This window comes from Hyphobacterium marinum, assembly GCF_036330325.1.
Classification (GTDB): Bacteria; Pseudomonadota; Alphaproteobacteria; order Caulobacterales; family Maricaulaceae; genus Hyphobacterium; species Hyphobacterium marinum.
Genome location: NZ_JAZDRO010000001.1, coordinates 554538 through 579091 on the forward strand (window position 1 = coordinate 554538; position 24554 = coordinate 579091).

The window sequence follows — 24554 nt, forward strand, 5'->3', positions numbered from 1 at the left end:
CGACACTTCGACGTCCGTAAGACCCGCCAGGACGCTGGCGGCAGACTTGAATAGGACGTCGGACGCGCCGTCAGTTACGGGAAGGTATCCCCATCATGGCCTCAGGTACGGTCAAATTCTTCAACAAGAGCAAGGGCTTCGGCTTCATCACCCCCGATGACGGCGGTGCGGACGTCTTTGTTCACATCACTGCGGTCAACGACTCCGGTCTGCCCGGCCTCGACGACGGTCAGCGCGTCTCCTTCGAGACCGAGCCGGACAAGCGCGGCAAAGGCCCGAAAGCGGTCAATCTGCAGTACGCCGACTAAGCGTCACTGACAGACACGCACATGGAAGCGGCCGCCGGAGCCATCCGGCGGCCGTTTTCTTTGCGCGGTCACTCGCCGGTCATGCCTTGGGCCATGTCCGCCCGGACCGCGAGTGCCGTAGCCGGAAAGTCGGCGAATACGCCATCGACGCCGAGCGCATAGAGCGCGCGCAATTCATCCTCGACGCTCTCGCCCACGACGGGCTCTCGGTCGTCCCGAACCGTCCAGACATGAACGTCGAGGCCGAGCGCGTGAGCCTCGCCGACGAGGCCGCTGTCATTGCCGTCCTCGTCGAAGAGCAGCGCCTTGTTGGCCCCGAGCGCACTGGCAAATTGCGCGACCGCGTCGAGCGGATAGCCGTCCATGTCATATCCGGGCTCGTCGGGACCGGAATAGAGCATGGCGAGGCGTATCGGCGCGACGGCATTCATCCGGATCAGGAAACCCGGGTCAAAGGACTGGATCACGATGGGTGCATCCTCGGCATAGAGGTCGTGCTCCAGGAGGATGGCGTTGAGTAGCGGCAGGGGATCAAGGCCGATGGCGGCAAACTCTGCGGGGTGCTTGACCTCGGGTTCGAGCGCGATGACGCAGGCGCAAGCCTCCTGGCGGGTTTCGACCAGTTCCAGAATCTCCTCGAAGGTGGGGATGTCGTATATTCCGTCATGGTCATCCGGCCGGTTGTCCATGGGCTGGACCGCGCGCAGCGTGCGCAGCTCGGCGAGCGTGAAGTCGAACACCCACCAGTCATTGCGCCCGAACAGCTCGCGCTGCCGGTCCGCGAATTCCGGGCGAGCGGACACGTCGGTCGTCGTTGAGAGATAGGCATCATGCCGGGCGACGAGCACGCCATCCGCGGTCACGACCAGATCGGGTTCGATGACGTCCGCGCCCTGCTCGATCGCCAGTTCGTACGCGGCGAGCGTGTGTTCGGGCCGCTCCCCGCTGGCACCCCGATGCGCGATGACAAGCGGGGCCTCGCCCCTCAGCGTGGGCCATTGAATTGACTGTGTTTCCGGCTCGCCCTGTGAACAGGCCGCCAGAACCAGGCTTCCCAGAACCGTGAACGCAAGTTTGCGCATGATCGCCCCTCCTCAATCCGTGGCGGACAGTCTAGCCTGATTTGCGTGACAGAATGGAGCCGGCACATTGGACGAGAAAAAACCGACACGGTTTGACGAACTGGCCGAAGCGGCCGGCCGCTATGGCGATGCGAGCCTGGACAATTATGCGCTGATCCGGTCGCTGGCCGAAGCTATCGCATCCGGGTTCTGCCGCTATCTGGGCGACAAGAAGAAGTGCGTTTATCTGGTTCCGCCGACCGGGGCCTGGGCGGCGCAATCCTTTGGGTCTGGGGCGTTCTCGGTCTCGGGCAAGGGCTTCCTGCCGCTTTCACCGATCAGTTTCGGCCTCGCTGTCCGGGTTTCGCACACGGGCGACTGGATCCGCCTCGTCATCACGGCCGCCAAGCAAGGCCCTGATCTCGACGTCTCGGTCGAGGGCGGTCAGGACTTTGCCTTCCGCCTGCCCTTTGATGACGAGCAGCTGCAGGCCTTCTTCGCCGTGCTGTATGCGCGGCTGACCGACTGGTTCAACGACCAGGCCGACCATTTCGAAAACGGAGCCTATGGCGGGCGGTCCATCGGGTTCGAATTCACGCACGACGAACGGACGAAAGACGCCTGATCAGCCCTGGGATGCGATCCAGCCATCGATCTGGGACTGGAACCAGGCCACGGCGTCGCCCGTGACCACAGGTTCGAGACCGACAGCATTGGCCGCCGCCAGTCCGCCGGAGGCGGCGGCCCCCAGGGCCAGGGTTGCCAGCCGGCGCCGCCGCAAGGTGAACCGGGCGGCCCGCGCCAGCGTAGTCAGCACCGGTCCCGCGCCGAACAGCACAACCGCCCCGCCCACCGGCAGCGCGATGGCCGCCGAAACAAGCGCGATCTGGAGTTCTGCCGGAATGTCCATCGTCCTTCTCCCCGATTTCACGCGACCCGATGCCCGGACCGCGCTAGACAGGACCCACCATGCACGCTCCGCCTGATATCCTCCTGAAGATCGCGATCATCGCCGGTTCAGGAATCCTCGCCCAGTGGCTGGCCTGGCGTCTGCGCTGGCCGTCCATCGTGCTGATGATGGGAGCCGGATTGATCCTTGGCCCCCTGTGGGGGCTGGCCACCGGTGAACCCTTCCTCGATCCGCAGGCCCTCTTCGGCGAATACCTCCGGCCCATGGTCGCTCTCGCCGTGGCGGTCATCCTCTTCGAGGGCGGGCTGACGCTGAACTTCCGCGACCTGCGGGAATCGGGCGGGCCGGTCTGGCGGATGATCGCGCTCGGCTTTCCGCTAACCTGGGCGGCGATCACGGTCGCCGCGCACTACATTCTGGGTCTCGACTGGGACCTGTCCGCCCTGACCGGGGCGATCCTGACCGTCACCGGGCCGACCGTGGTCTTGCCCCTGCTGCGCCAGGCTAAACTGCCGTCGAGCGTCTCCTCGGTCCTGAAATGGGAAGGTATTGTCGTCGACCCGATGGGCGCGCTCGCGGCGGTCTTTGTCTACGAGGCGCTGCGCCGGGCCGATATGGGGGCCAGCTGGCTTGATGCCGGGCTCGCCATCGTGATGGGTGCCGCTATCGGTGCCGTGATTGGCCTCGTCGCCGGATACGGGTTGTCGCTGGCGTTCAAGCGCGGCCTGGTTCCGGAAAACATGAAGGCTCCGCTGACACTGGCGGCCGTCGTCGGCTGTTACGCCGCCTCGGACATGGTGCTGCCCGAGAGCGGCCTGGTCGCCGTCACGGTCTTCGGTGTTGTCTTCGCCAATGCGCGGCTCGCTTCCATCGAGGAGATGCGGCGGTTCAAGGAAGGCTTTGCCGCTCTGCTGGTCGCGTCGGTCTTCGTCGCGCTCGCGGCCAGCCTGACGCCGGAAAGCCTGCTTCTGCTCGACTGGCGCGCGGCGCTGTTCATCCTGGTCCTGATGCTCGTGGTCCGTCCGCTCATCGTGCCGGCGACGCTTGCCGGATCGACCCTGAAATGGCCGGGCATTGCCTTTGTCAGCGCCGTCGCACCGCGCGGTGTCGTGGCCGCGGCGACGGCGGGTCACCTGGCCGGCCTGCTGGTCGAAAGCGGGCGGGAGGATGCCGCGGTCGTTACGCCGCTGATCTTTGCCACCGTGTTCGCGACCGTGTTCGGCTATGGCTTCCTGCTGGGCCCGCTGGCGAAATTCCTGGGCCTGATCAAGCACACGCGCGATCGGCTCCTGATCGTCGGGGCCAATCCCTGGACGCTGGGTCTTGCTGACGCCCTCAAGGCCATGGAGGTGCCCTTCACCATTGCCGACACTAATTGGCGGCGGTTGCGCAAGGCGCGCCTGGCCGGGCACGACACCTATCATGGCGAAGTCCTGTCAGAGACCGCCGAATACCGGCTGGAGCCGGGCCAGTTCGCCACCCTGCTCGCGGCAACGGCGAACGAGGCCTACAACGCGCTCGTTTGCGTTGATCATGCGCCCGAGCTGGGGCGCAGCCATGTTTACCAGCTCTCGGCACAGGACCCGGCGGCCGAGGGTCAGGGCGAGGATGACCCCAAGGCGATCGCCTTCACCGCACGTGGACGCACACTCCTGGCGCGGGGCCGGAATTACGAAGCGGTGTCGGCGGACTGGTGGCGTGGCTGGCGTTTCCGGGCCACCAAGATCACCGAGGAATACACGGTGACAGACGCCCTGGCGTCACTGTCCGAGGGTGCCGAGCCGGTGCTTGAATTGCGGTCTGACGGGCGGATTGCCCTTTTAGGCCCGGCGCGCAAGCCGCAAGGCGGCCCCGGATCGGTCCTGTTGAGTTTTGGACCGCCCGCGAAGGACGCGGACGCCCCCAGCTAGAGGCGTTCGGGAAAGTCGGCTGGTTGCGAGCCGCCCGGCTCGGACGGATGGCAATAGGGCCAGTTCGGCGAATTCGGACCCTGTCCGGGACAGACCGAATCGCTGCCTTCATAGGGCGTCAGGCACCCCGACAGCGCCACGCTTAAAGCGATAACCGCGCCCAGGGCGCATAAACGGCGAACGCGCAATGTCATGACTGTCCCCACTTCGTCCGGCCCCGGCAGGGCGGGGCGACGTCCCCATGATTGACCGGCTTGGGGGCGACGGCAAGGGGCGTGCCCTATTCACGCCGCCTTAACGCCCTTTCGCCATCACCTTCACGGTGCAGTGTGGGACCTGGACGACACCAGGACCTGACGGGCGGGAACAGACACTCGATGGCAAACGACCGGCGCAATCCTCCGCCGCCCCCCTGGCGGCGTGACACGCCCGAGCGGCGTTCGCCCGGACGCAAGCCTGCGGCACGGTCTTCCGCGAGAAAGCGTTTCGGCTGGGTCCGCCCGGTGCTGTCGCTCTTCGTAGTGATCGGCCTCATCGGCGCGGGCTGGCTGGTCATGATCGCCCGCGACCTGCCCTCGATCGACACGCTGGACCTTGATCCGCCGCGCATGGGCGGGCTGGTCTTTCTCGACCATGAAGGCCGCACCATCGCGAGACGCGGGGCGGGGCATGGCCGCGAGGCCCGCGTGGACGATCTCCCGGATTATCTCATCGATGCGGTACTCGCGGTCGAAGACCGGCGCTTCTATGATCACATGGGCATTGATCTGCGCGGCACGACACGCGCCCTGATCGCCAATCTGCGCGCCGGACGGGTCGTCCAGGGCGGTTCGACCATCACCCAGCAACTCGCCAAAAATTTGTTCCTGACGCCGGAACGCACGCTGACGCGCAAGGTGCAGGAGATGATGCTCGCCTTCGCGCTGGAAGCGCGATTCTCCAAGGATGAAATCCTCTCGCTCTACCTCGACCGGGTCTATTTCGGGGCCGGAGCGTGGGGCGTGGAAGCCGCCGCACAGCGCTATTTCGGCCGGGATGCGCGCGACCTGACGCTCGGCGAGGCCGCTCTGCTCGCCGGTCTCCTGAAAGCCCCGTCGCGCTACAGCCCGGCGAGCGATACCGCCCGTGCCGCGGCGCGCGCCACAGTGGTGCTCGACCTGATGTACGAGACCGGGCGCATTTCCGAGGAAGAACGGATCGAGGCGGCCAATACGCCGGTCCGTGTGGCGCGGGAAGCCTCCAGCCCCGGTGCCCAGTATTTCGTTGACTGGATTGCGGAGGAAGCCCGGGAGCTGGCCGGCGAGCCGCGGGCGGACCTGGTCATTCATACCACGCTCGACATCGACGCCCAGCGCGCTGCCGAACAGGCGCTGACGAGCGTGCTCGACAATGACGAGCTGTCACGCGGTGCGACCCAAGGCGCGCTGGTCGCACTGGCCCCCGATGGCGGGGTCCGGGCGATGGTCGGCGGCCGTGACTACGCCCAATCCCAATTCAACCGTGCCGTACTGGCCCGCCGCCAGCCGGGCTCGGCCTTCAAGGCTTTTGTCTATGCGGCGGCGTTCGAGGGCGGTTTGCGCCCCAGCGATATCCGCGATGACTTGCCGATCGCCTTTGGCGACTGGTCGCCACAGAATTATGGCGACCAGTATCGCGGACCAATCAGCCTGCGCGACGCCTTCGTACACTCCTCGAATGTCGTCGCGATTCGCGTCGCGGAGGAAACCGGACGCGGCTATGTCGCGCGGCTGGCTGAACGGCTTGGAATTGAGAGCGAGATCCGCCTTGACCGGTCCATGGCGCTGGGGTCGTTCGAGGTGACGCCGCTGGAACTGGCCACAGCCTATACCGCCTTCAACAATGGCGGGCAGCGGGCGTATTCTCATGCCATTACCCGTATCGAGACACCGGACGGCACCGTTCTCTATGAGCGAGAGGACACGCGGGGCCTGATTGTCCTGGACGCGCGCACACTGACCCGCATGCGCTCGATGATGGAAGATGTCGTCCGCGACGGGACGGGCCGTGCGGCCTCGGTGCCGGGCCGGACGATTGGCGGCAAGACCGGCACGACGAACGATTTCCGGGATGCCTGGTTCGCGGGTTATTCGGACGGGATCACGGCGGCGATCTGGGTCGGCAATGACGATTCCTCGCCCGCGGGCAATGCGGTCGGCGGCGGTCCGCCGGCGTCGATTTTCGGCAGCTTTGTCGCGCATGCGCCGCGTGAGCCGTCCGTCGCCCAGCCGGTCTGGAATGAACCGGTCTACGAGCCGGAGCCGGACGCCGAGGACGAAGAGCGGCGGGACCCGATTTCCTCCTTCCTCGCGCGCCTGGGCGGGCGGGACTGACCGGCGCACATTCCCCAAACCGGGGACAGACAATCAATGACCGCAAGGTTACAGTGACCTTGATGCGTCATTCGCGTGAACCGACCGAAGTCAAAGGGACCCCGAAGCGATGAAATACCTTGCCCTGACGGCTGCCAGCGTCCTGCTCGTGGCCTGCAACAATTCCGACGGCGGCGACGGTGTGTCCGTCACGCGCGTTGACCAGGCCACCGGCGACAGTGCGCTGGCCGCGCTGTATCTCGGCAATTCCGGCGACGGCATCGTCACCTGGGATGACCGAAGCTTCGATGATGGTGTCTACACATTCACCGGCGTTGTGTTTACCGACACCGAAAGCGATGAAGACGCCGACGAAGCCGAAGAGGCCGAAGACGGCGACTCCGACATCGATTTCGACGAAGTCCACGCCGCGCGCATGACGGTGGCGGGGCCACGCTTTGACGACAATGGCGATGTCATCTTCGACCGCCTGTCGATCGAGGACGGCCGGTTCGTCTCCTCCGACGAGAGCGAGACCGGCGGCGGTGGATTTGCCAGCTTCATCGTGGAATCTCCGAATGCGGAACTGGTCGCGGACATCGCGCGCGGGTTTTCCGGCGAAAACAGCGATGACGAGGATACCGACACCTCGGCGTATCGCTTCGGCCTGATTGCCCTCAATGAACTGACCGCCGAAGGGACGGACGATGAGTCCGGCGAAGACTACCGCTTCGCGATGAACCGGTTCGCGCTCGACGGCTATGACGGTGACACGCTGCAGCGTTTCGAGCTGATGGGTCTGGAGATTGATGGGGCCTCGCCCGAGACCGGTCCCATCCGCATCCGGCTGGCCGAGCTGTCGATGGACGAGATCGGCCAGGCCTTCTTTGCGCCCTTCACCGAAGGCATGCGCCAGGCCATGGCCGACGCGGCCGGCGAGGACGCGACCGCCTCCGACATGCCGGACTACGATCCGATGGATGCCTATGGCGCATTCCTGATGAGCGGGCTCGACGTGAATGTCGGCGGCATCCTCGTGACGCTCGACCGGATGACCGGTGAAATCGACGACAGCGGCAACACGATTGTCGGAACGACCGAGATGACACCGCTCGTGATCCGGCCCGACACCGAATACCCCCTGGGTGCGCAGATGTCGCTGGGCCTTGGTATGCTGGGCTATCAGCAGCTTGAATTCACGGCTGCGGGCGAGTCCGTCTATGACCGGGGTGATGACCGCATCTATACCCGCGGCGAGAATTATTTCGAGATGACGGACGGCTTCCGGATCGAGTCCGAAATGGATTTGTCGGGCTATCTGGAATACGCGCAGGCGGCCATGCGCCTGTCGATGCAGGGCCAGGACGAGTTTGACATGGACGGGATGTTCGATCCCCTGATGATCAATCGCTTCGTGCTGCGCATCGAGGACATGTCCCTGCTGGACCGGGCACTGACGGCCGGTTCCGCCGCCCAGGGCATGAGCAAGGCTGAACTGCGTCAGCAGGCCGCGGCGATGGTTACGCTGGGCATGCTCGGCGCACCGGCGGAAATCCCCCGCCCGCTGCTGACCGAGCTGTCACAGGCACTGGTCGGATTCATCAATGAAGGCGGGACGATCACCATCGCCATGGAACCGGACCAGCCGGTCTCTGTCGGCACGCTGATGGAACAGGCCGAAAGCGAAGCGCTCGATTTCGATGCCATGGGGCTGACGATCACCAATACACCGGCTGAAGACTAGAGGTTTTCAGCGACCGACGTGAAAAGGCCCGGAGCGATTTCCGCTCCGGGCCTTGTTCTTTGGCGACCAAGGAAGGCTCAGCGCGCGTGCGCGGCCATGAAGGCTTTCATGCGCGGGGCGATTTCCGCGCGGAAGCGGCTGCCGGAAAACACGCCGTAATGGCCGACTTTCGGCTGCACCCAGTCCTCACGCATGGCCTCGGGCAGGGCGGTGCACAGCGTGTGTGCGGCCTGGGTCTGCCCAATGCCGGATATGTCGTCATTCTCACCCTCGACCGTCATCAGGGCGATATCGGTGATGGTTTCGGGTTTCACCCTCCGTCCCTTCACCGCCATCGTGCCGGTGGCCAGGCGGTGATCCTGGAACACGTCCTTGATGGTCTGAAGGTAGAATTCCTCGCTCAAGTCCATGACCGAGAGATATTCGTCATAGAAGGCCCGGTGCTTGTCGGTGCTGTCGCCATCGCCTTCGACCAGGTGATTGAAGAAGCGCCAGTGCGCGTCGACATGGTTCTCCCAGTTCATGTTCATGAAGCCGGTGAGCTGCAGGAAGCCGGGATAGACGCGGCGCATCGCGCCCGGATAGGGGAAGGGCACGGTCTGGACGAGATTGGTCTCGAACCAGTTCAGGTCGCGCTCCTCGGCCAGCTTGTTGGGCACGGTCGGCGATTTGCGCGCGTCGATGGGGGATCCCATGAAGGTCATCGTCGCCGGACGTGCCTTGTCCTTGTCCTCGGCCATCAGGGCGATGGCGGCCAGTGTCGGCGGGCCCGGCTGGCAGACGGCGACGACATTGGTGCCCTCGCCGGCCGCAGCGATCATCTCGCGGACATACTCGACATAGTCATCCAGATCGAAGCGGCCGTCGGCGACCGGAACCATGCGGGCATCCGACCAGTCGGTGATGTAGACTTCATGGTCCGACAGGAAAGCCTGCACCGTCCCGCGTAGCAGGGTCGCGTAGTGGCCGGACATCGGCGCGACGAAGAGGACTTTGGGCTGGCCTTCGGGCGCGCCCTCGCGCTTGAAATGCAGCAGCGAACACCAGGGCTTTTCCCAGACCGTCTCGATGTCGACCGCGCGGACCTTGCCGTCGATCTCGACCGGTTCGAGGTCCCAGTCCGGCTTGCCGTAGCGGCGGGTCATCGATTCGAACAGGTCGGCCGCGGCTGCGGTCGTGCGTCCTGCCAGCGTGTCGCCATAGGCGTTCCAGGGCGCGCGAAGCGTCGCTCTTGTGGCGTTGGCCGCCGCCCGCCAGGGCGTCAGTGCGAAACGGCCCAGTTCATACATGCTGTAGAGCATGTGCTCTCCCTGCTGGCTTTGGCTTCGGTCAGGTGAAGCGGGTTACCATGTTCACGACTATGCACCGCCTTCATCAAGGAAGTCTTGCAGTGAGGCGGCCATTTCGGCGGGCGGCGTGCCGTGGGCGAAGACGCGGGCGAAGTCGCCATTGGCGTCCATCAGGTAGATGATGGACGAGTGGTCCATGACATAGGCGTCGGGGTCGCCGGACGGGTCTTCAACCCGCCGGTAGACAACCCGCCACGCCGCGGCGGCTTCGGCAACCTGTTCGGGCGTGCCGGTCAGGCCGATCAGCCCTTCCGGAAAGGCATCGCTCGACACGTAAAGGGCCATCTGCTCGGCGGTGTCCCGCTCGGGGTCAATCGTGATCAGGACGGGCTGGATACGGGCGCGGTCTTCAGGCTCCAGCTGGTCAAGCGCCAGGTCCATGATCTGCAGCGAGAAGGGGCAGATGTCGGGGCAATAGGTAAAGCCGAAATAGATCAGCATGGCCCGGCCCTCGAAATCGGCCTCGGTCACGGTGCGGCCGGTATGGTCGACCAGGGTGAAGGGCCCGCCGATCTGTGCCGTTCCCGAGGAACGGACTTCGCCGAGGCGCGGACCGTCTGGTGCTCCGGGGCGCACGACCAGCAGGACAGCAAATACGGCGACCAGTGTCAGGCTTCCCGCGATGACGGGCCAGAACCAGAGCGGGCGGTTGGACATGTCGGTTATTCTCCGATCTGCAGAATGGCTCCGACGCGCCGGGCTGCACGCAAGAGCAGGAAAAAGGCGATCAGGCCTGCTGCGAGCCAGACCAGGTTGAGGCCCGTCGCCCAGGCGAGTTCGCCCGCGTCGAACCGGTTCTCGCCGATGGCGGCGCGCAGGCCCTCGAAGATGTGTGACGGTGGCAGGGCGTGGGCAATGGGGCGCAATGCCTCAGGCAGGGCTGAGACCGGGTAATAGATGGCGGCAAAGGGTGTGATGCCGAACATCAGCGCCCAGGGCATGTCCTGCGCGCCCTGGCCGTAGCGCGCGATCATGCCCGAGGCAAAGAGGCTGATCGCCCAGCCGAAGACGACCAGGTTGAGGATGAAAGCAAAAACCACCGGGCCGACCGAGAACAGGTTGAAGCCGAACGCGACCGCCGCGACGATCACGGCGGGTGCAATGGCGATGACGGTCTTGGTCAGGCTCATCGCCATCAGCGCGAGCACGAATTCTCCGGGCCGCAGCGGCGAAGCGAACAACTGACCGAGATTGCGCGACCAGATTTCCTCCTGGAAGGCGAGGGCGAAACCGAGCTGGCTGCGCCAGCAGAAATCCCAGAGCAGGACCGCGCCGACAACAGCCGAGATGGCGACCAGTGTCGTCGTCGGGCCGATCTCGGCGAAGACATGGGTTTGGATGAACCCCCAGATGACGATCTGGACGAGCGGCCAGTACATCAGCGAGACGATTCGCGTCCACGAGCCGGCGATCAGCACCCATTGCCGTTCGACGAGGGCGGAAATGCGTTGCAGGGAGGCGATCATTGCGCCGCCTCCTCGCGCCGGGCGATCTGCAGGAAGACTTCTTCCAGATTGGCCCGGCCGTATTTCTTCACCAGGTCAGCCGGTGCCGCGTCATCGACGAGACGGCCCTGTTTCATCATCAGGACGCGGCCCGCGAGGCGCTCGACCTCGGCCATGTTGTGCGAGGCGAGGAGGATCGCGGCTCCGGATCGGGTCTGATAGGCTTCCAGTTCGCCGCGCACCCAGTCCGCCGTATCGGGGTCGAGCGAGGCGGTGGGCTCATCGAGCAGCAGCACGTCCGGATCGTTGACCAATGCCTTGGCAATCCCGACCCGGGTTGCCTGTCCGGCGGACAGCGACCCGGTGCGGCGTTTCAGGAGCGGGGTCAGCTGCAGCGCCTCGGCCACCGCCTCGACCTTCTCACGCGCATGAGGCACGCCATAGAGCTTGGCGTAGATGGAGAGGTTGCGGCGCACCGTCAGGCGCTTGGGCATGTCGACATAGGGACTCTGGAAATTCATCCGGGCGCGCGCTGCGCTGCCCTGGCGGGCCGGGTCCATGCCGAGGATGCGGATCTCGCCCGATGTCGGGGCGACCAGACCGAGCAGCATGGCGATTGTCGTGGTCTTGCCCGCCCCATTGCCACCGAGCAGGGCTGTCGTCACGCCCCGCTCTATGGCGAAGGAGACCCGGTCCACGGCAACCGAATCGCCGAAATGCTTGGTGAGGTTGTGAGTTTCGAGCGCCGCCGCCATGACTCTCCTGCCGGGTCCGGGCGCGGAACCTATTCGCAAAAACGGGGCGGCGTCCATCGAAAGAGGCCGTATAAGAGATGCCAGACGCCATGACTGAAGCCGAACTCGACATCCAGGCCCCCGATGACGGGGAGGCCCCGCTCTTCGGACGGGTCCGGCTGCGGACCCTGATCGTGCTGCGCTGGCTGGCGATCAGCGGGCAGACGGCGGCGATTCTCTTCGTGCAGTACGGGCTGGGGTTTGACCTGCCGCTGATCGCATGCGGTCTCGCCATCCTCGCCAGCGTCGGGCTGAATATCGCGCTTCTCGCCGCGCAACCGCTCCAGCGCCTCGTGACGCCGCGAGAAACCTTTCTGCAGCTCGCCTATGACATCGCCCAGTTAAGCCTGCTGCTGATGCTGACGGGGGGCTTGAGCAATCCGTTTATCATCATGATGGTCGCGCCGGTCACGGTGGGCGTGGCGGCCCTGCCGCGGCGCTATTCGATACCGCTGGGCGGTGTGGCGCTGCTGGCCGTCGCGGTCATGGCCTTCGTCAGCGCGCCTCTGCCCTGGGGACCGGACGGGCCGCCCGACATTCCGCCGACCTATGTCGCCGGTTTGGCCGTGGCCTTCGTCATCACCGTCGCCTTTACCGCCGCCTATGCCTGGCGAATCGGCCGGGAGGCGCTGCGCATGGGGACCGCCCTGGCCGCGACCCAGGCCATTCTGGCGCGGGAACAAAAGCTCTCGGCGCTGGGAGCGATGGCGGCGGCCGCCGCCCACGAGCTTGGCACGCCGCTCGCCACGATCCAGCTGACCGCCAAGGAGATGGCGCGCGAGGCCTCTGACGCGACGCTGAAGGAGGACGCGGAACTGCTGGTGTCGCAGGCCGAACGCTGCCGAGACATTCTCGGCCGCCTGTCACGCCAGGGTGAAACCAGCGACCGGGTTCATGATCGCCTGTCGATCGAACAGGCGCTCGAGGAAGTCAGCGCGCCCTTGCGCGGGCTGGGTACGTCAATCCGGATTGCCATCAACGGCAAAGACGAAGCAGCCCGCGAACCAGTGCTGGCACGGCGTCCGGAGTTGCTCTACGGGCTGACCAATTTCATCGAAAATGCCGTCGAATTCGCCGACAGCGAAGTGTCGGTAGCGGCCAGCTGGACGGACGAGACGATCGAGATTGTCATTGCCGATGACGGCCCCGGCTTTCCGGCGGACATGTTTTCCAAGATCGGCGAGCCTTACATCTCCTCGCGCCGCCGGGACGAACCGGGCGGCGGGCTGGGCCTTGGCCTGTTCATTGCCATCACCCTGCTGGAAAGAATCGGCGGGACGGCCTATTTCGCCAATGGTGGCACATTGGGTGGAGCCGTGATCACGCTCCGCTGGCCACGATCCCGTCTGGAGGTCGCTTCCGAAGCGGGCTAGGACAGGTCTGGACGACCGGAAAGGAATTGATCGCGCATGACTGACGCTGCCGAGCCCCTTGATCTTCCCGACGATAAGTCGCTGCTGATTCTCGATGACGATGCGCCCTTCCGCACCCGCCTGGGCCGCGCCATGACGCAACGCGGCTTCATCGTCTCGGCGGTCGGAACGGTGGCCGAGGCGCGCGAGATCGCGCGGGGCAACCCCCCCGCCTTTGCCGTGCTTGACTTGCGGCTGGAAGACGGGGACGGGCTGGACGTGGTTCGCTCGCTGCATACGCACCGCCCGGACTGCCGGGTCGTCATACTGACCGGATACGGCAATATCGCCACGGCGGTGTCGGCGGTGAAGCTCGGGGCGGTGGATTACCTCTCCAAACCCGCCGACGCGGACGATGTGGTCAAGGCGCTCTTGTCCTCGGGCGACCGTCCGGCTCCGCCGGAAAACCCGATGTCGGCCGACCGGGTCCGCTGGGAACATATCCAGCGCGTGTTCGAGCTCTGCGACCACAATGTCTCGGAGACAGCGCGGCGGCTGAACATGCATCGACGTACCCTGCAGCGGATTCTCGCTAAGCGGGCTCCGCGCTGACGCCATGACGGACGCACCGTTTCACATCGGTTTCGTCCTGTTTCCCGGCATCACCCAGCTTGACTTCACCGGCCCGCTCCAAGTCCTGCACCGTCTGCCGGGCGCGCGCGTGCATCTTGCGTCGAAGACGCTCGACCCGTTGCCGAGCGATTGCGGTCTGGATCTCGTTCCCAACACGACGTTCGACGCCTGTCCCCAACTTGACCTGATCTGCGTCCCGGGCGGGTTCGGGGTCGATGATGCGATGCGCGACGCCGCGGTCACCGGTTTTCTGAAGGCCCAGGCCGAAGCGGCGCGCTATGTCGCCTCGGTCTGCACCGGGGCGTTCGTGCTCGGCGCTGCGGGACTCCTCGCCGGAAAGCGGGCGACGACGCACTGGGCCTATCACGGCGACTTCGCGACGGTCGGCGCGGTGCCGGTAAAGGCCCGCGTGGTGCGCGATGGTGCGGTGTTCACCGGAGGCGGTGTTACCGCCGGGATCGATTTTGCCCTGACCATCGCGGCGGAAATCGCGGGCGAGGACGTCGCCTGGGCCATCCAGCTGTCACTGGAATATGACCCGGCGCCGCCCTTCGACAGCGGCACACCGGACCGTGTGCCGGAGACGGTCAGGTCAGGGGTTGATGCGCGCTATGCGCCGCGCCTTGCGGCCTTCCGGGAGGCACTGCGCGACGCCGGTTTCTCCCCGTCAGACAGCTGAATCCGGTTTCGGCACCGCCAGCCCGAGGCGGGTGGCATGCCAGGACGCTTCGGCGCGGGAGCTGATCCCCAGTTTGCGGTAGATCGCCTTGATGTGACTGGCGACCGTGCTCTCGGCAAGGGACAGCGCCTGGGCGACGTCGGCATTCCGCAGGCCCCGCGCGATCAGGCCCAGAACTTCGCTTTCGCGGGCGGTCAGGGCGTTGTCCAGCTCGGCGGCCGGACCGGTCAGGCGGAAATGGTCCATGATCCGCCTTGCGATGGAGGGCGAGATTGCCGGAATGCCCTCGGCCAGCTGAACCAGCTGGCGGGTCAGCAGGTCTTCCGGGGTCTCCTTCAGGAGATAGCCGCTGGCACCCGCTGACAGGGCGGAAACGATATAGGCGTCCTCGCCCATCACCGTGGTCACGATGGAGATGGTTTCGGGGCGTAACAGGCGCAGGCTGCGCAGCACTTCCAGACCCGACCCGTCGGGGAGGCCCAGATCGATGAGCGCGATATCGAAATCGCGCGCCGCTACGGCGGCCAGACCGGCACGCATGGTCGCGGCCTCCTCGACCTCACATCCCGGATAGGCTGACTGGAGAATTCCGGACAGCCAGCGCCGGGTTTCGCCCACATCCTCGACGATCAAGGCTGTTTTCATGACACTTCCCCCCCGATTCCGGCCGGGAACCGGGCCGTTATGGTGGTGCCGGCCTCACCGCTGGTAAGTTCGAGCCCGCCCTTCACTCCGGCCATCCGGCTTTCCAGATTGCCCAGCCCGTTCCCGCGCCGGACTGTGTCCGGGTCAAAACCGGTCCCGTCATCGTTTACCGTTAGCGTCAGGATGGTTCCGTCACCCTCAAGCCGGACACCGACCTGTCCGGCCCCCGCATGGCGGATGGCGTTGCTGACACATTCGCGCAGGACCGAGCGCAGCGCGTGCAGGGCCACCGGTGAAAGATCCGTCCCTGGGGCGATGTCGACCGTCCAGTCGAGCGCAATGTCCGCCGCAGCGAGACGCTCGGCAGTTTCCGCGCGGAGGTCGGCGACCAAATTCACCAGCGCCATACCGGCGGAGGAGGCATTGTTGATGATGTCACGCAGATCGGTCAGCGTCTCGCGGATCATCGTATCCTTGCGATCAGCCTCCCGGCTGTGCAAGGCCCCCAGGAGCTGCGCCCCGATATTGTCATGCATGTCCCGGGCGATACGGCTGCGTTCCTCTGCGACACCGCGGTCATAGGCGGCCCGGCTGGCGTCGGCCTGGCGCATCAGCGTGCAAAGCTCTTCCGCCGTCCGCAGATGGCGCGGGCCGAACAGGCCTTGCCCGCGCCACGGATAGCGCAGGCGCAGGGCCGGGCTGTCGGCGATGGCCGGCAAGCGCAATTCCAGCCCGTCATCCCGGATCTGGACCTGTTGGCCGTCTGTCGTCGCGGCGGTTTCGATCTCCAGCGGCTCGAACAGGCGGCCGAGGATGTCGCGCCACTGCCGGGCCCGGGCCTCGGCCGAGACCTCGAACGCCGTGTCCATGACGGCTCGGAACACGTCCTTGTCGGCCAGCGAGGCGCGGCGCAGGACAAGACGTGAAAGTGAGTCGCGAAAGGGCAGGTAGAGCAGGGCGATGATGAGCACGGAGAGGCCCAGTGCCGGTCCCGGCTCCAGCGGCAGGAAGAAGATCAGTACCGCATCAAGCGCGACCAGCAGAATGGCGGCGATGAAATAGAAGACCGCCCGGAAAGCCCAGTCGCCCAGCTCGAACAGGCGATATCGGCCCAGGCCCGCCGCGCAGCCGATATAGATGATCAGGAAGAAGCCGAAGGCGAGCCGGGCATCGACGAGTGCGGTCATGGCGAACGCGCTGGGAAATGCGACAAGGGCTATGAAAGCCCCGGCACCCAGCGTGACCGATCCACCCAGCCAGATGAGGATTGCCCGGGCCTTTGGGTCGCCGCTGGCTGCGAAATACTGGGCGATCAGGGCCGCGAAGATGCCGAACATCTCGATCAGCGTCACGAAATGCAGCCCCAACGTTCCCGGTACGTGGCCCGTCAGAATGAGGGCGCTCCAGCCGCCGAAAACGACCAGCACCGCAGTCCCGATCCATCGCCAGCCCGGAAGCCGGTTGGGGTAGATCAGGAAGAGCGCGACCATGGCGATGCCGAACGCGGTCGCGCCGGTTCCGTTGATCGTGTTGAGGATGCGGAGGATCTCGGCATTGCCGTCGAAGTCCCGTACCGAGAACGGAACGGGCGCGAAGGTGAAGGTCAGCGTGGCCAGTCCGCTGATGAAAAACAGCCGGGTTGCGAGATCGCCGGGCCTGAGCGCCCAGACCCCGCCGGCAATGACCAGGGCACCCAGGCCGACAACCAGTTGCCAGTAGCTGATGAATGTCAGTCCGCCGATACTGCCACCATGGGTACGAATGACGGCATAGACAGCAATAAGAGCACCCGCTCCGAAGGCCGCGACGAGGGCAAAGCGCAGCATCGGCGCGGTCATCCACCGGCGGCGGGCGGAAAGGCCTGACTCTATGGCGGGCATCATCCCCATGGGGATGATTTACAGCAGAGCGGCAAGGTCTTGTCTCCCCCCTGAACGGGGGTGTTGGCGCGGCTTCAGCCCTGTGACAGGTCGATCCGCATCAATCGCTCCGCCGCGCAGCGGGCAAAGCGTAATGTCACCGCCTTGCGCCGGGCCGCGGCGAGGGGTTCATGCGGGCTTTCGCGCACCACCGCCGCGCCGAAACCGTCGGCGATGATCAGGCCGGCCTCGTCCGGGATCAGATCATGGGGAAAACGGTTGGAAACGGCAAAATACAGCCGGTCGCAATAGTCGCGGTATTCCGGCCATTTGTTGTCGGCGCGGAAGTCGGCAATGCCGGATTTCACCTCGACAATGGCGATCTCGCCCTTCTTCGAAATCGCGAACAGGTCCGCGCGCCGGTTGCTGGCGAGCGAGAATTCAGGAATGGCGTTATAGCCCAGATCATAGAGCAGGCGGGACGCGCCCCGGCACAGAAGACGGGCATCATCGATGGCCGGGTTGAGGGCAGAGGCAAGCGCGTCGGTCATGGCGATGATTTTGTTCGCTTTACGTTCCCGATGCAAGGGGTGGCGCACCGTTCATACCAACACGATTGAGGGTTGTTTTTCGATCTTCAAACGCGACATGAAAGGCGTGTATCTGCACAACGCCAAGAAGCACCTTAATAGCTACAAGGCGAAATTTGATTTCCGTTACAGCGAGCAGAAAGCCAACAGCGTTAATGACAAAGAACTTACGGATGCCGCCCTCGCGGGTGTCGGGGCCGAATATCTCCTGAGTCAGAGTGACGCAGCGAATTTTACTCGCGCTCAACGATTTTTGCGCTATATGTGAGTTGTGGCCCTTGCTTGGTGAAAAGAGCCCATGGGGCGCTTCTTAGCGGATAGCCAAGATTGCGGATTTCGCGGGCCACACATTTTCAATAGTAATGAACGCTTCCTCGGTGCCATAAGTCATATTCGTAAGTAATGCGGTCTCTAATCAGATCGTATGACCGCGTGTCGTCGCGTTCATACTTTCGCTGAATGGCCCACGCGGCATAGTCGGCGACTTGTAAACAAGGATCGGCGTGCGCAGGGCAGAAGTCTGTATCCCACCGGGCGCACTTGACGGTCTGACGAAGCACATCGTTCACGGCGGACTCGAATGCGGCGCGCTGCTTCTTGGTTCCAATCGACGCCGTGGTGATTAGCGGCTCTGACGCGTGAGTGAGTTGAGGGGTTACGCCATGCCGGAAGTGGTAGAGCCAGCCGTATTGATAAAACCGAGCGTCTGATGCGCGCACTTGCGGCTGCGCCTTGCTCTTTTCCATTATTGTCGCTTGGATCGTAAAGTCGTGCCTTAGCAGCTCGCTAAACACAGCATCCCGGACCAGTTGCCGGTCAGTGCTTGCGTGAAAGAAGTCGCCGAGTTCTGCACCATCCCACGCCAAGCCCCGCCGAAGGTCGAGCAAGGCCTTTGCAATGTCGCATGAATCCATTGTTGCAGTTGCACAAATAAAATATTTTGACGCATTGCCTTCTCGTTTAAAGGCTAGGCATCCGGATTCATCGGCGAAAACATATTTATTTGGCACGGAAGTGAACAGGTTAGATGGTTAGCGAATCGACACCAGCCGCAGATAAAGCACAGGCGGCAAAATTCAAAGCCCTTGCTCGCGAACTGGAATGCGACATGGACAAGAAAGCGATTGACCGAAAGCCAAGGCCCTGCCGCATAGCAATGACAAGACCAAGACTGGGAGGTCCCTCAAATAGGATCGCTTATTTGTGACATGGACGACCTATCTCTGCGCCTGCGCTGCCTAGAGCTCGCCGCGCATGCTGCGGACCCCGTTACTCGTGAGGGGAAATTTTTCGGTTTGTCACTTGCGAGCATGCGGATTCTTCACTGCGTAAAGGCACTCCGCAAAAGTTTGGAGAATGTATTCCCTGTCCGCTGGTTTGTCCCCATGCGGATAAAAGGAGCGGCCCTCGGCCTCTGCCACGTGATTGAATAGCTTATAGGCAACCTCTTCTTGGGAATTGTGTTCGTTCTTGATTGTCGTTCCATCTGCCATTGCAGCCTCCATCGTTCACTCGATGGAATTGCTACGCTGAGTCACCGGGTTTGCAAAAGACACAATAGCCAAGGGGTGGGCTGCCATCCTATCTAGGACCCATGACGGTCCGATCCCTGCCGACACTGGATGAATTCGCCGCGCTGGCCGAACAGGCGTGGGAGGCCATGCCCGAAGGCTTTCGTGCCTTGTGCGGCAATGTCGTCATCCGGGTGGATGATTTCGCCGATGCCGAAACGCTCGAACATTTCGGGATGGAAAGCCCGTATCAACTCTCCGGCCTTTATCACGGCGTCGACCTGACGCAGAAATCGGTAATGGAGCCGGCCGGGATGCCCGACCAGGTGTTTCTCTACCGAAAGCCCATCCTCGCCGAGTGGAAAGAGCGCGGTAACGTCACGCTGGAAGAGCTGATTGAGCATGTCCTCGTTCACGAGATCGGCCATCATTTCGGCTTATCTGATGACGACATGCACGCGCTTCAGGATGGCGAGGAATAGCCCCAGCGTTCGATCCAGGGGGCCAGCGTTTCGCCAACCCCGCCCTCGAAGGCGAATTCATAGTTGCGCCACCGTTCCAGGGATTTTGAATAGACCGGTTGAATGACCTGGGGGGCCGAGGGCGTACTGATCGCGCGGGTGCGCGCCTGATCGCGATAGGACATCACGCGCGCGTCCCAGTCGAGCCCCAGGAAGGCAATCGTCCGGCGCGCTTCACCTTCCAGATCGGCGACGACATCCTCGTAACGTACTTCAAGGACATTCAGGCCGGGAATGGCGCGCCGCGCAGCCTCGGCGGCGGAGAAGGCCGCGTCGTAATACCGGGCCGCGTCATCCATGCGTAGCATCCGGTACATGGCCGGGTTCATGACAAAGCGCTGCTGAAAGGCCGACAGGACACAGTCGCGCGGATCGCGCAGGGCGAGGATGAATTTCGCATTCGGAAACACGCGCGCCAGCACGCCCAACCAGATCAGGTTGAGCGGCAGCTTGTCGATATAGAGCGACCCGTCCTGTGGAGCGCCGTCCGGCTTGGCGCGCCGCCAGTAGTCATTGCGAAGCGAGCGCAGGCGCTTGTCTGCACTGCCCATCAGGCGCGCGATACTGGCGTCCGTCGATCCCGTCGCCTCGACAATCCCTTCGGCATGAGGCTGTTCCCCGCTGGTCTCGATGGCCGGGTGTGCGGCCAGCACGTTCTCCAGCAGCGTCGTCCCGGACCTGGGGAAACCGACCAGGAAGACCGGCGAAGGACTGGTGTCGGTCGTCTCGAACACCTGGTTTTCCAGTCCGGCGAAATAGTCCCGCATGCGCTGGGGGACGGCGAGCGAGTACGGGCCTTCATGGGCCTCGTAATAGGTTTCGTACTGGGCCCGGATACGTTCATTGGCGAAATGCCAGGCCTCGAAGGCGCGCCGGTACTCGCCCAGAGTCTCATAAGCCTCACCGAGCGTCCCCAGCGCCATGGCGACATTCATCGGGCCGCCATCATTGGGATTGAGCCGGGACCGGATAAAGGAGACCGCCTCGTCCGCCGTGCCCTCTCGAAGCAGGGCCGCGCCTTTGACGCCGACAGCGATCGCATCGTTCGGCCGCAGGGCGAGCGTCAGATCGGCATAGCGTTCCGCCTCGGCATAATTGCGCAAATTCTGATGCGTATGCGCCAGCCCGCTCAGCGCCGGCGCGTAGTCCGGCTGCAGGGCCAGAGTCCGCTCATAGGCCGCGACGGCGAGTTCACGCTCACCGAGATCAAACAACAGGCGGGCAAGGTTGAAGGGTGCATGCACGAAGTTCGGATCAAAACGCTCAGCCGCCTCGAAGGCTTTTCGTGCCGCCGTCTCGTGGCCGAGATCCTGCTCGCACAGGCCGACCACATTCATCACCTCGGCGGACGTCTTCACCGTCTTGAGGACGATCTTGAGTGATTTCAGCGCGCCGGCCGGATCGCCCAGACCGCGCCGGGCGAGGGCATGAATATAGAGCGCATGGGGATTGGCGCGCTCAATCTTGAGCGCTTGCTGGCTCAATTCGCTGGCGGTGCCGGGATCGCCATTGGCAAAGGCCTGGGTGGCCTGGGCGACAAGCTGTGACAGGGAGGCGGTCATGGCGGCATGGCTTTAAGGGGCTTTATGCGGAGGGGCAAAGAAAAACGCCCGCCGGAATGTCCGGCGGGCGGTTGTTATCTTTGGGCTATGCCATCCCGCTCCCCGCGAGAGGCCACCCATAGTCTGCACCCTCGTGGGCGGCCCGGGCCGTGAAGCGGGACGGAAAAGTCAGCCGGGAGAAGTAAGTCCTACTTCTTGCCCTTCTTGGTCTTGCCCTGGACGGTCTCGCCTTCCAGCGTCCGGCCGGTCGTGCGCTCGGAGATCCGGGCCGACTTGCCGCGGCGGTCGCGCAGGTAATACAGCTTGGCGCGGCGCACCTTGCCCCGGCGCGCGACTTCAATCTTTTCCACGTTCGGGGAGTAGACCGGGAAAACCCGTTCCACGCCTTCGCCGAAGGAGATCTTGCGCACGGTGAAGCTTTCCTGCAGCCCGCCGCCATTCTTGGCCAGCACCACGCCTTCATAGACCTGGATCCGCTCGCGCTCGCCTTCCTTGATGCGCACGTGAACGCGCACGGTGTCGCCGGCGTCGAATTCCGGGTGTTTCTTGTCGCCGAGCACGCGCGCGGCTTCGTCATTTTCCAGTTGCTGGATGATGTTCATGTCTACTCTCCTTCGCGCCGGACATGTTTCGCCCAAAGGTCCGGGCGGCGTTCCTTCGTTGTCTTCTCCGCCTGCTCCCGGCGCCACGATGCGATCTTCGCGTGGTCGCCCGACAGCAGCACTTCGGGGATCTCCCTGCCCTCCCACACGCGCGGCCGCGTGTATTGAGGGTATTCGAGGAGATCGCCCTCGAAACTCTCTTCCATCGTGGAGGCCGGGTCGCCCAGCACTCCGGGGATCAGGCGCACACAGGCCTCGATGAGGCACAGGGCAGCCGCTTCACCCCCGGCGAGAACCGCGTCACCGACGCTGATCTCCTCCATCTCGCGCGCTTCGATGACCCGTTCGTCGAGACCCTCGAACCGCCCGCAAAACACGACAACCCCCGGACCCGCCGCCAGCTCCCGGGCTCTGGCCTGGGTGAAGGGACGCCCCCGCGGGGTCAGGTAAATGAGCGGCCGATTGTCCTTGCGGGACGGGCTGACCGCGTCTATCGCCGCTGCCGCCACATCCGGTTTCAGGACCATTCCGGCCCCGCCCCCGGCGGGCGTGTCGTCAACGGAGGCGTGCTTATGACGGGAAAATTTGCGGATGTCCACCGTTTCAAGCGCCCATAATCCACGCGCCTGCGCGCTCCCGATGAGGGAGACGCTTAAGGGCCCCGGAAAGGCGTCCGGGAAGAGGGTGAGCACGCTGGCGGTGAACATGGCGCGCGGGGTCTAGCAGACCCGCGCCGGATTGGGGAGTCGGGGGGCGTCAGGTGATCCAGTCGCCGAGCACCCCGACCAGTAGCCATTGCCCGTCTGCACCGCGCCGCATCAGGTGGATTGTGCTTCCGGCGCAATCCTTTATCGGGTCGCTAGGGCGATCCCGGCGGGCAAAGCAACCGGTCTTCGGGATTGGTTTCTGTCGTACCCTCTGGCGTGACGTGCAGGACGCGCTCGAAACAATAGGCGTCCTCAACGGGCAGGAAACGCACGGTCGCGACCGCCTCGCGGACCTCGCGCACGGCGACATGGCGGGCGCGGCGCGGCAGGCCGCATTCAATCTCGACATCGCCGGGACGCCCGGCCGCGTCCGGCCAGACGGCATAGCGGCAGGCGTAATCGGTATAGCCCCGCTCGGCCATGCGCCGGGGCAGGGGCGGGAAGACCTGGAAGACGCGTTGACCCGGTGCGGGCTGCCAGTTGCCGTTCGCGGCGCGCTCGAAGCGGGCGGACGGGACGATCACCGGGCTCGCCGAACGCGGCAGGTCGAGCGGAACGCGCGCGATCACGGCAGACGCCGCGGCCTGGAGCCTGTCCGCGTCCGTCGCATCCCGCGCGCAGTCAACGCGCAGGCGTGTGGGAATGTGCATCCGTCCGGGGATGATGCCGTCGGCAATGATCCGGCACTCGGCTGTCTCGACAGGCTGCCCGGCGGTTTGCAGGGCCAGAGCAGCGATAAGGGCCATTCCGGCGGTGAGCATGGGGCCTGCCTCCTTCGCGAACAGGAGAGCCAGACTAACGACACGGGCCGCTCAAAGGAATAATGCGGTCTATCCCGCAGACGGCTTGTCTGCCTCGTCGTCGTCCTCTTCGGGCAGGCGGATCACAACGCGCCCGGCAGTGATATCGACAACCGGGACTGTGTCGCGGGTAAAGGCGAGGTAGAAGCGGCCGTCCGTGTTCTCGATCTCGAGGAGGTCACCGGCACCGAAATTCTGCACCGCGACGACGCGGCCGACGTCCGTGCCCGCCTCGTCCCCGGCGGAAAGTCCAATGAGGTCGGTCATGTAGAATTCGTCGGCGTCGGGTTCAGGCAGGTCGGTCCGGCGGACATAGACTTTCGTGCCGCGCATATCGGCGACGGCCTCGCGTTGCAGGGTTTCGCGGAAGGCCACGACCAGGTCATCGCCCGCCTTGCGGCAGCGCAGGGGCGTCAGCAGCACATTGCCGGCCTCGTCCCGCCAGGGGCCGTAAGCGCAGCAGTCTTCAGGCTTTGCGGTAAAGGATTTCACCCGCGCCTCGCCCTTCACGCCATGCGCGCCCTTGATGGCAGCAATGCAGACGAGATCAGCGGGCAATACTCCCCCCTCCGGCCCGTTGGGCCACCTCCCCCGTAAACGGGGGAGGAAATGCCAGCACCCTCTTTCCTCCCCCGTTTACGGGGGAGGGGGACCGCGAAGCGGTGGAGGGGGGAAGACGTCTCAGATCAGGCGTCTTTCTTCTCGTCGTCGCCAGCGTCTTCGGCCGGAGCGTCTTCGGCCTTGGACTCTTCAGCCGGGGCCTCTTCGGCAGCGGCGTCGGCGGCCGGAGCCTCTTCTTCGGCCGGGGCTTCAGCGGCTTCCTTTTCGGCAGCCGCCGCTTCTTCGGCCGCGGCCTTCTTCTCGGCTTCGCGCTCTTCACGCTCGGCGATGCGCTCCTGGGCTTTCTGGCCCGGCTTGCCCTTGTTGGGGTTGTTCGAGGCGGTCCAGGAGAAATTCTCCGGATCGACTTCGCTCAGGAAGCGGGCGACGCGGTCGGTCGGGCGGGCTCCCTTGGCGTACCATTCCTTGGCTTTTTCGATGTCGATTTTCACGCGCTCGCCGTCCTTGGGGAGCATCGGATCGTAGGAGCCGATCCGTTCGATGAAGCGGCCGTCACGCGGATAGCGGGAGTCGGCGATGACGATACGGTAGTAGGGACGCTTCTTCGCGCCGCCACGGGACATACGGATTTTCAGGGCCATTTGGTGTGTTTCCTTCGTGGAGTTGGTTCGTATGGGTTCA

General features: G+C 64.5%; 26 protein-coding genes and 1 pseudogene. 10 read left to right on the forward strand and 17 right to left on the reverse strand.

Annotated elements, in window-relative coordinates; genetic code table 11:
- Nucleotides 1-92: 92 nt before the first annotated feature.
- Nucleotides 93-308: a cold-shock protein gene (locus V0U35_RS02730; RefSeq protein ID WP_373696361.1), complete on the forward strand. Its 216-nt coding sequence runs from the start codon at nucleotides 93-95 to the stop codon at nucleotides 306-308.
- 68 nt (nucleotides 309-376) lie between these two features.
- On the opposite strand, the gene V0U35_RS02735 is transcribed toward V0U35_RS02730, so the two are convergent.
- Nucleotides 377-1390: a glycerophosphodiester phosphodiesterase family protein gene (locus tag V0U35_RS02735; protein WP_330195120.1), complete on the reverse strand. Its 1014-nt coding sequence runs from the start codon at nucleotides 1388-1390 to the stop codon at nucleotides 377-379.
- A 67-nt stretch (nucleotides 1391-1457) separates the two neighbouring features.
- Here V0U35_RS02735 and V0U35_RS02740 point away from each other — a divergent pair, with 67 nt between their 5' ends.
- Nucleotides 1458-1994 carry a hypothetical protein gene (locus tag V0U35_RS02740; RefSeq protein WP_330195121.1) on the forward strand — a complete coding sequence of 179 codons (537 nt, stop codon included), beginning with the start codon at nucleotides 1458-1460 and terminating at the stop codon, nucleotides 1992-1994.
- Here V0U35_RS02740 and V0U35_RS02745 read toward each other — a convergent pair whose 3' ends face one another.
- Entirely contained in the window at nucleotides 1995-2279 is a 285-nt protein-coding gene (locus V0U35_RS02745) for a hypothetical protein (RefSeq protein ID WP_330195122.1), read from the reverse strand.
- A gap of 59 nt (nucleotides 2280-2338) precedes the next feature.
- Here V0U35_RS02745 and V0U35_RS02750 point away from each other — a divergent pair, with 59 nt between their 5' ends.
- Complete coding sequence (locus tag V0U35_RS02750) at nucleotides 2339-4189, forward strand: cation:proton antiporter (RefSeq protein ID WP_330195123.1); 1851 nt, start codon at nucleotides 2339-2341, stop codon at nucleotides 4187-4189.
- Here the strand turns inward: V0U35_RS02750 and V0U35_RS02755 are convergent.
- Nucleotides 4186-4383, reverse strand: coding sequence for a hypothetical protein (locus tag V0U35_RS02755; protein WP_330195124.1), 198 nt, complete (start codon nucleotides 4381-4383; stop codon nucleotides 4186-4188). The two genes, V0U35_RS02750 and V0U35_RS02755, sit on opposite strands and share 4 nt — an antisense overlap.
- 183 nt (nucleotides 4384-4566) lie before the next feature.
- Here V0U35_RS02755 and V0U35_RS02760 point away from each other — a divergent pair, with 183 nt between their 5' ends.
- Nucleotides 4567-6540, forward strand: a complete 1974-nt coding sequence (locus tag V0U35_RS02760; RefSeq protein WP_330195125.1) for a transglycosylase domain-containing protein — start codon at nucleotides 4567-4569, stop codon at nucleotides 6538-6540.
- Between the two features lie 109 nt (nucleotides 6541-6649).
- On the forward strand, nucleotides 6650-8263 hold the full coding sequence (locus V0U35_RS02765) for an aq_1923 C-terminal domain (protein WP_330195126.1): 1614 nt from the start codon (nucleotides 6650-6652) through the stop codon (nucleotides 8261-8263).
- Between the two features lie 77 nt (nucleotides 8264-8340).
- On the opposite strand, the gene V0U35_RS02770 is transcribed toward V0U35_RS02765, so the two are convergent.
- The 4 genes from V0U35_RS02770 to V0U35_RS02785 are packed head-to-tail and all read right to left on the reverse strand — an operon-like array spanning nucleotide 8341 to nucleotide 11812.
- A complete protein-coding gene (locus tag V0U35_RS02770) occupies nucleotides 8341-9564 on the reverse strand; it encodes a polyhydroxyalkanoate depolymerase (protein WP_330195127.1) in 1224 nt (407 codons plus the stop codon).
- A 57-nt stretch (nucleotides 9565-9621) separates the two neighbouring features.
- Entirely contained in the window at nucleotides 9622-10269 is a 648-nt protein-coding gene (locus V0U35_RS02775; protein WP_330195128.1) for an SCO family protein, read from the reverse strand.
- Nucleotides 10270-10274: 5 nt separating this feature from the next.
- The gene (locus V0U35_RS02780; RefSeq protein WP_330195129.1) at nucleotides 10275-11078 is read right to left on the reverse strand and encodes an ABC transporter permease; all 804 of its coding nucleotides are present in this window, start codon (nucleotides 11076-11078) and stop codon (nucleotides 10275-10277) included.
- Nucleotides 11075-11812 carry an ABC transporter ATP-binding protein gene (locus V0U35_RS02785; protein WP_330195130.1) on the reverse strand — a complete coding sequence of 246 codons (738 nt, stop codon included), beginning with the start codon at nucleotides 11810-11812 and terminating at the stop codon, nucleotides 11075-11077. Before V0U35_RS02785 ends, V0U35_RS02780 begins: the two co-directional genes overlap by 4 nt.
- Before the next feature lie 89 nt (nucleotides 11813-11901).
- On the opposite strand from V0U35_RS02785, the gene V0U35_RS02790 reads away from it, so the two are divergent.
- From V0U35_RS02790 to V0U35_RS02800, 3 genes are read left to right on the forward strand one after another with little or no spacing between them, the layout of a single operon-like run.
- Nucleotides 11902-13224 carry an ActS/PrrB/RegB family redox-sensitive histidine kinase gene (locus V0U35_RS02790; protein ID WP_330195131.1) on the forward strand — a complete coding sequence of 441 codons (1323 nt, stop codon included), beginning with the start codon at nucleotides 11902-11904 and terminating at the stop codon, nucleotides 13222-13224.
- A 36-nt stretch (nucleotides 13225-13260) separates the two neighbouring features.
- A complete protein-coding gene (locus V0U35_RS02795) occupies nucleotides 13261-13815 on the forward strand; it encodes an ActR/PrrA/RegA family redox response regulator transcription factor (protein ID WP_330195132.1) in 555 nt (184 codons plus the stop codon).
- A gap of 4 nt (nucleotides 13816-13819) precedes the next feature.
- Nucleotides 13820-14515 (forward strand): DJ-1/PfpI family protein, encoded by a 696-nt coding sequence (locus V0U35_RS02800; protein WP_330195133.1) that lies wholly within the window; start codon nucleotides 13820-13822, stop codon nucleotides 14513-14515.
- Here V0U35_RS02800 and V0U35_RS02805 read toward each other — a convergent pair.
- From V0U35_RS02805 to V0U35_RS02815, 3 genes are all read right to left on the reverse strand, one after another.
- Nucleotides 14504-15160, reverse strand: coding sequence for a response regulator (locus tag V0U35_RS02805; protein WP_330195134.1), 657 nt, complete (start codon nucleotides 15158-15160; stop codon nucleotides 14504-14506). The genes V0U35_RS02800 and V0U35_RS02805 overlap by 12 nt on opposite strands.
- Complete coding sequence (locus V0U35_RS02810) at nucleotides 15157-16998, reverse strand: sensor histidine kinase (protein WP_330195135.1); 1842 nt, start codon at nucleotides 16996-16998, stop codon at nucleotides 15157-15159. Before V0U35_RS02810 ends, V0U35_RS02805 begins: the two co-directional genes overlap by 4 nt.
- Nucleotides 16999-17114: 116 nt before the next feature.
- The gene (locus tag V0U35_RS02815; RefSeq protein ID WP_330195136.1) at nucleotides 17115-17570 is read right to left on the reverse strand and encodes an MmcB family DNA repair protein; all 456 of its coding nucleotides are present in this window, start codon (nucleotides 17568-17570) and stop codon (nucleotides 17115-17117) included.
- Between the two features lie 46 nt (nucleotides 17571-17616).
- On the opposite strand from V0U35_RS02815, the pseudogene V0U35_RS14025 reads away from it, so the two are divergent.
- Nucleotides 17617-17746 (forward strand): annotated as a pseudogene (locus V0U35_RS14025) (transposase); the annotation flags it as partial.
- 216 nt (nucleotides 17747-17962) lie between these two features.
- On the opposite strand, the gene V0U35_RS02825 reads toward V0U35_RS14025, so the two are convergent.
- Complete coding sequence (locus V0U35_RS02825) at nucleotides 17963-18619, reverse strand: DUF3800 domain-containing protein (protein WP_330195137.1); 657 nt, start codon at nucleotides 18617-18619, stop codon at nucleotides 17963-17965.
- 584 nt (nucleotides 18620-19203) lie between these two features.
- Between V0U35_RS02825 and V0U35_RS02830 the strand changes: the two genes are divergently transcribed.
- On the forward strand, nucleotides 19204-19602 hold the full coding sequence (locus tag V0U35_RS02830; RefSeq protein ID WP_330195138.1) for a metallopeptidase family protein: 399 nt from the start codon (nucleotides 19204-19206) through the stop codon (nucleotides 19600-19602).
- Here V0U35_RS02830 and V0U35_RS02835 read toward each other — a convergent pair.
- From V0U35_RS02835 to rpsP, 6 genes are all read right to left on the reverse strand, one after another.
- On the reverse strand, nucleotides 19584-21203 hold the full coding sequence (locus tag V0U35_RS02835) for a tetratricopeptide repeat-containing sulfotransferase family protein (protein WP_330195139.1): 1620 nt from the start codon (nucleotides 21201-21203) through the stop codon (nucleotides 19584-19586). The genes V0U35_RS02830 and V0U35_RS02835 overlap by 19 nt on opposite strands.
- 188 nt (nucleotides 21204-21391) lie before the next feature.
- Nucleotides 21392-21805 carry a 50S ribosomal protein L19 gene (gene rplS, locus V0U35_RS02840; protein ID WP_330195140.1) on the reverse strand — a complete coding sequence of 138 codons (414 nt, stop codon included), beginning with the start codon at nucleotides 21803-21805 and terminating at the stop codon, nucleotides 21392-21394.
- Nucleotides 21806-21807: 2 nt separating this feature from the next.
- Complete coding sequence (gene trmD, locus V0U35_RS02845; protein ID WP_330195141.1) at nucleotides 21808-22512, reverse strand: tRNA (guanosine(37)-N1)-methyltransferase TrmD; 705 nt, start codon at nucleotides 22510-22512, stop codon at nucleotides 21808-21810.
- 152 nt (nucleotides 22513-22664) lie between these two features.
- Entirely contained in the window at nucleotides 22665-23273 is a 609-nt protein-coding gene (locus V0U35_RS02850) for a hypothetical protein (RefSeq protein WP_330195142.1), read from the reverse strand.
- A 69-nt stretch (nucleotides 23274-23342) separates the two neighbouring features.
- Nucleotides 23343-23870: a ribosome maturation factor RimM gene (rimM, locus tag V0U35_RS02855; RefSeq protein WP_330195143.1), complete on the reverse strand. Its 528-nt coding sequence runs from the start codon at nucleotides 23868-23870 to the stop codon at nucleotides 23343-23345.
- Nucleotides 23871-23998: 128 nt separating this feature from the next.
- Complete coding sequence (gene rpsP, locus V0U35_RS13985) at nucleotides 23999-24514, reverse strand: 30S ribosomal protein S16 (protein WP_373696345.1); 516 nt, start codon at nucleotides 24512-24514, stop codon at nucleotides 23999-24001.
- Nucleotides 24515-24554 lie beyond the last annotated feature (40 nt).

Bases quoted from the DNA above. Each gene is read 5' to 3' on its own strand.
- V0U35_RS02735 (WP_330195120.1), bottom strand. From the start codon at position 1,390: ATGCGCAAACTTGCGTTCACGGTTCTGGGAAGCCTGGTTCTGGCGGCC.
- V0U35_RS02745 (WP_330195122.1), bottom strand. From the start codon at position 2,279: ATGGACATTCCGGCAGAACTCCAGATCGCGCTTGTTTCGGCGGCCATC.
- V0U35_RS02750 (WP_330195123.1), top strand. From the start codon at position 2,339: ATGCACGCTCCGCCTGATATCCTCCTGAAGATCGCGATCATCGCCGGT.
- V0U35_RS02755 (WP_330195124.1), bottom strand. From the start codon at position 4,383: ATGACATTGCGCGTTCGCCGTTTATGCGCCCTGGGCGCGGTTATCGCT.
- V0U35_RS02760 (WP_330195125.1), top strand. From the start codon at position 4,567: ATGGCAAACGACCGGCGCAATCCTCCGCCGCCCCCCTGGCGGCGTGAC.
- V0U35_RS02765 (WP_330195126.1), top strand. From the start codon at position 6,650: ATGAAATACCTTGCCCTGACGGCTGCCAGCGTCCTGCTCGTGGCCTGC.
- V0U35_RS02770 (WP_330195127.1), bottom strand. From the start codon at position 9,564: ATGCTCTACAGCATGTATGAACTGGGCCGTTTCGCACTGACGCCCTGG.
- V0U35_RS02775 (WP_330195128.1), bottom strand. From the start codon at position 10,269: ATGTCCAACCGCCCGCTCTGGTTCTGGCCCGTCATCGCGGGAAGCCTG.
- V0U35_RS02780 (WP_330195129.1), bottom strand. From the start codon at position 11,078: ATGATCGCCTCCCTGCAACGCATTTCCGCCCTCGTCGAACGGCAATGG.
- V0U35_RS02785 (WP_330195130.1), bottom strand. From the start codon at position 11,812: ATGGCGGCGGCGCTCGAAACTCACAACCTCACCAAGCATTTCGGCGAT.
- V0U35_RS02790 (WP_330195131.1), top strand. From the start codon at position 11,902: ATGACTGAAGCCGAACTCGACATCCAGGCCCCCGATGACGGGGAGGCC.
- V0U35_RS02795 (WP_330195132.1), top strand. From the start codon at position 13,261: ATGACTGACGCTGCCGAGCCCCTTGATCTTCCCGACGATAAGTCGCTG.
- V0U35_RS02800 (WP_330195133.1), top strand. From the start codon at position 13,820: ATGACGGACGCACCGTTTCACATCGGTTTCGTCCTGTTTCCCGGCATC.
- V0U35_RS02805 (WP_330195134.1), bottom strand. From the start codon at position 15,160: ATGAAAACAGCCTTGATCGTCGAGGATGTGGGCGAAACCCGGCGCTGG.
- V0U35_RS02810 (WP_330195135.1), bottom strand. From the start codon at position 16,998: ATGACCGCGCCGATGCTGCGCTTTGCCCTCGTCGCGGCCTTCGGAGCG.
- V0U35_RS02815 (WP_330195136.1), bottom strand. From the start codon at position 17,570: ATGACCGACGCGCTTGCCTCTGCCCTCAACCCGGCCATCGATGATGCC.
- V0U35_RS02830 (WP_330195138.1), top strand. From the start codon at position 19,204: ATGACGGTCCGATCCCTGCCGACACTGGATGAATTCGCCGCGCTGGCC.
- V0U35_RS02835 (WP_330195139.1), bottom strand. From the start codon at position 21,203: ATGACCGCCTCCCTGTCACAGCTTGTCGCCCAGGCCACCCAGGCCTTT.
- rplS (WP_330195140.1), bottom strand. From the start codon at position 21,805: ATGAACATCATCCAGCAACTGGAAAATGACGAAGCCGCGCGCGTGCTC.
- trmD (WP_330195141.1), bottom strand. From the start codon at position 22,512: ATGTTCACCGCCAGCGTGCTCACCCTCTTCCCGGACGCCTTTCCGGGG.
- V0U35_RS02850 (WP_330195142.1), bottom strand. From the start codon at position 23,273: ATGCTCACCGCCGGAATGGCCCTTATCGCTGCTCTGGCCCTGCAAACC.
- rpsP (WP_373696345.1), bottom strand. From the start codon at position 24,514: ATGGCCCTGAAAATCCGTATGTCCCGTGGCGGCGCGAAGAAGCGTCCC.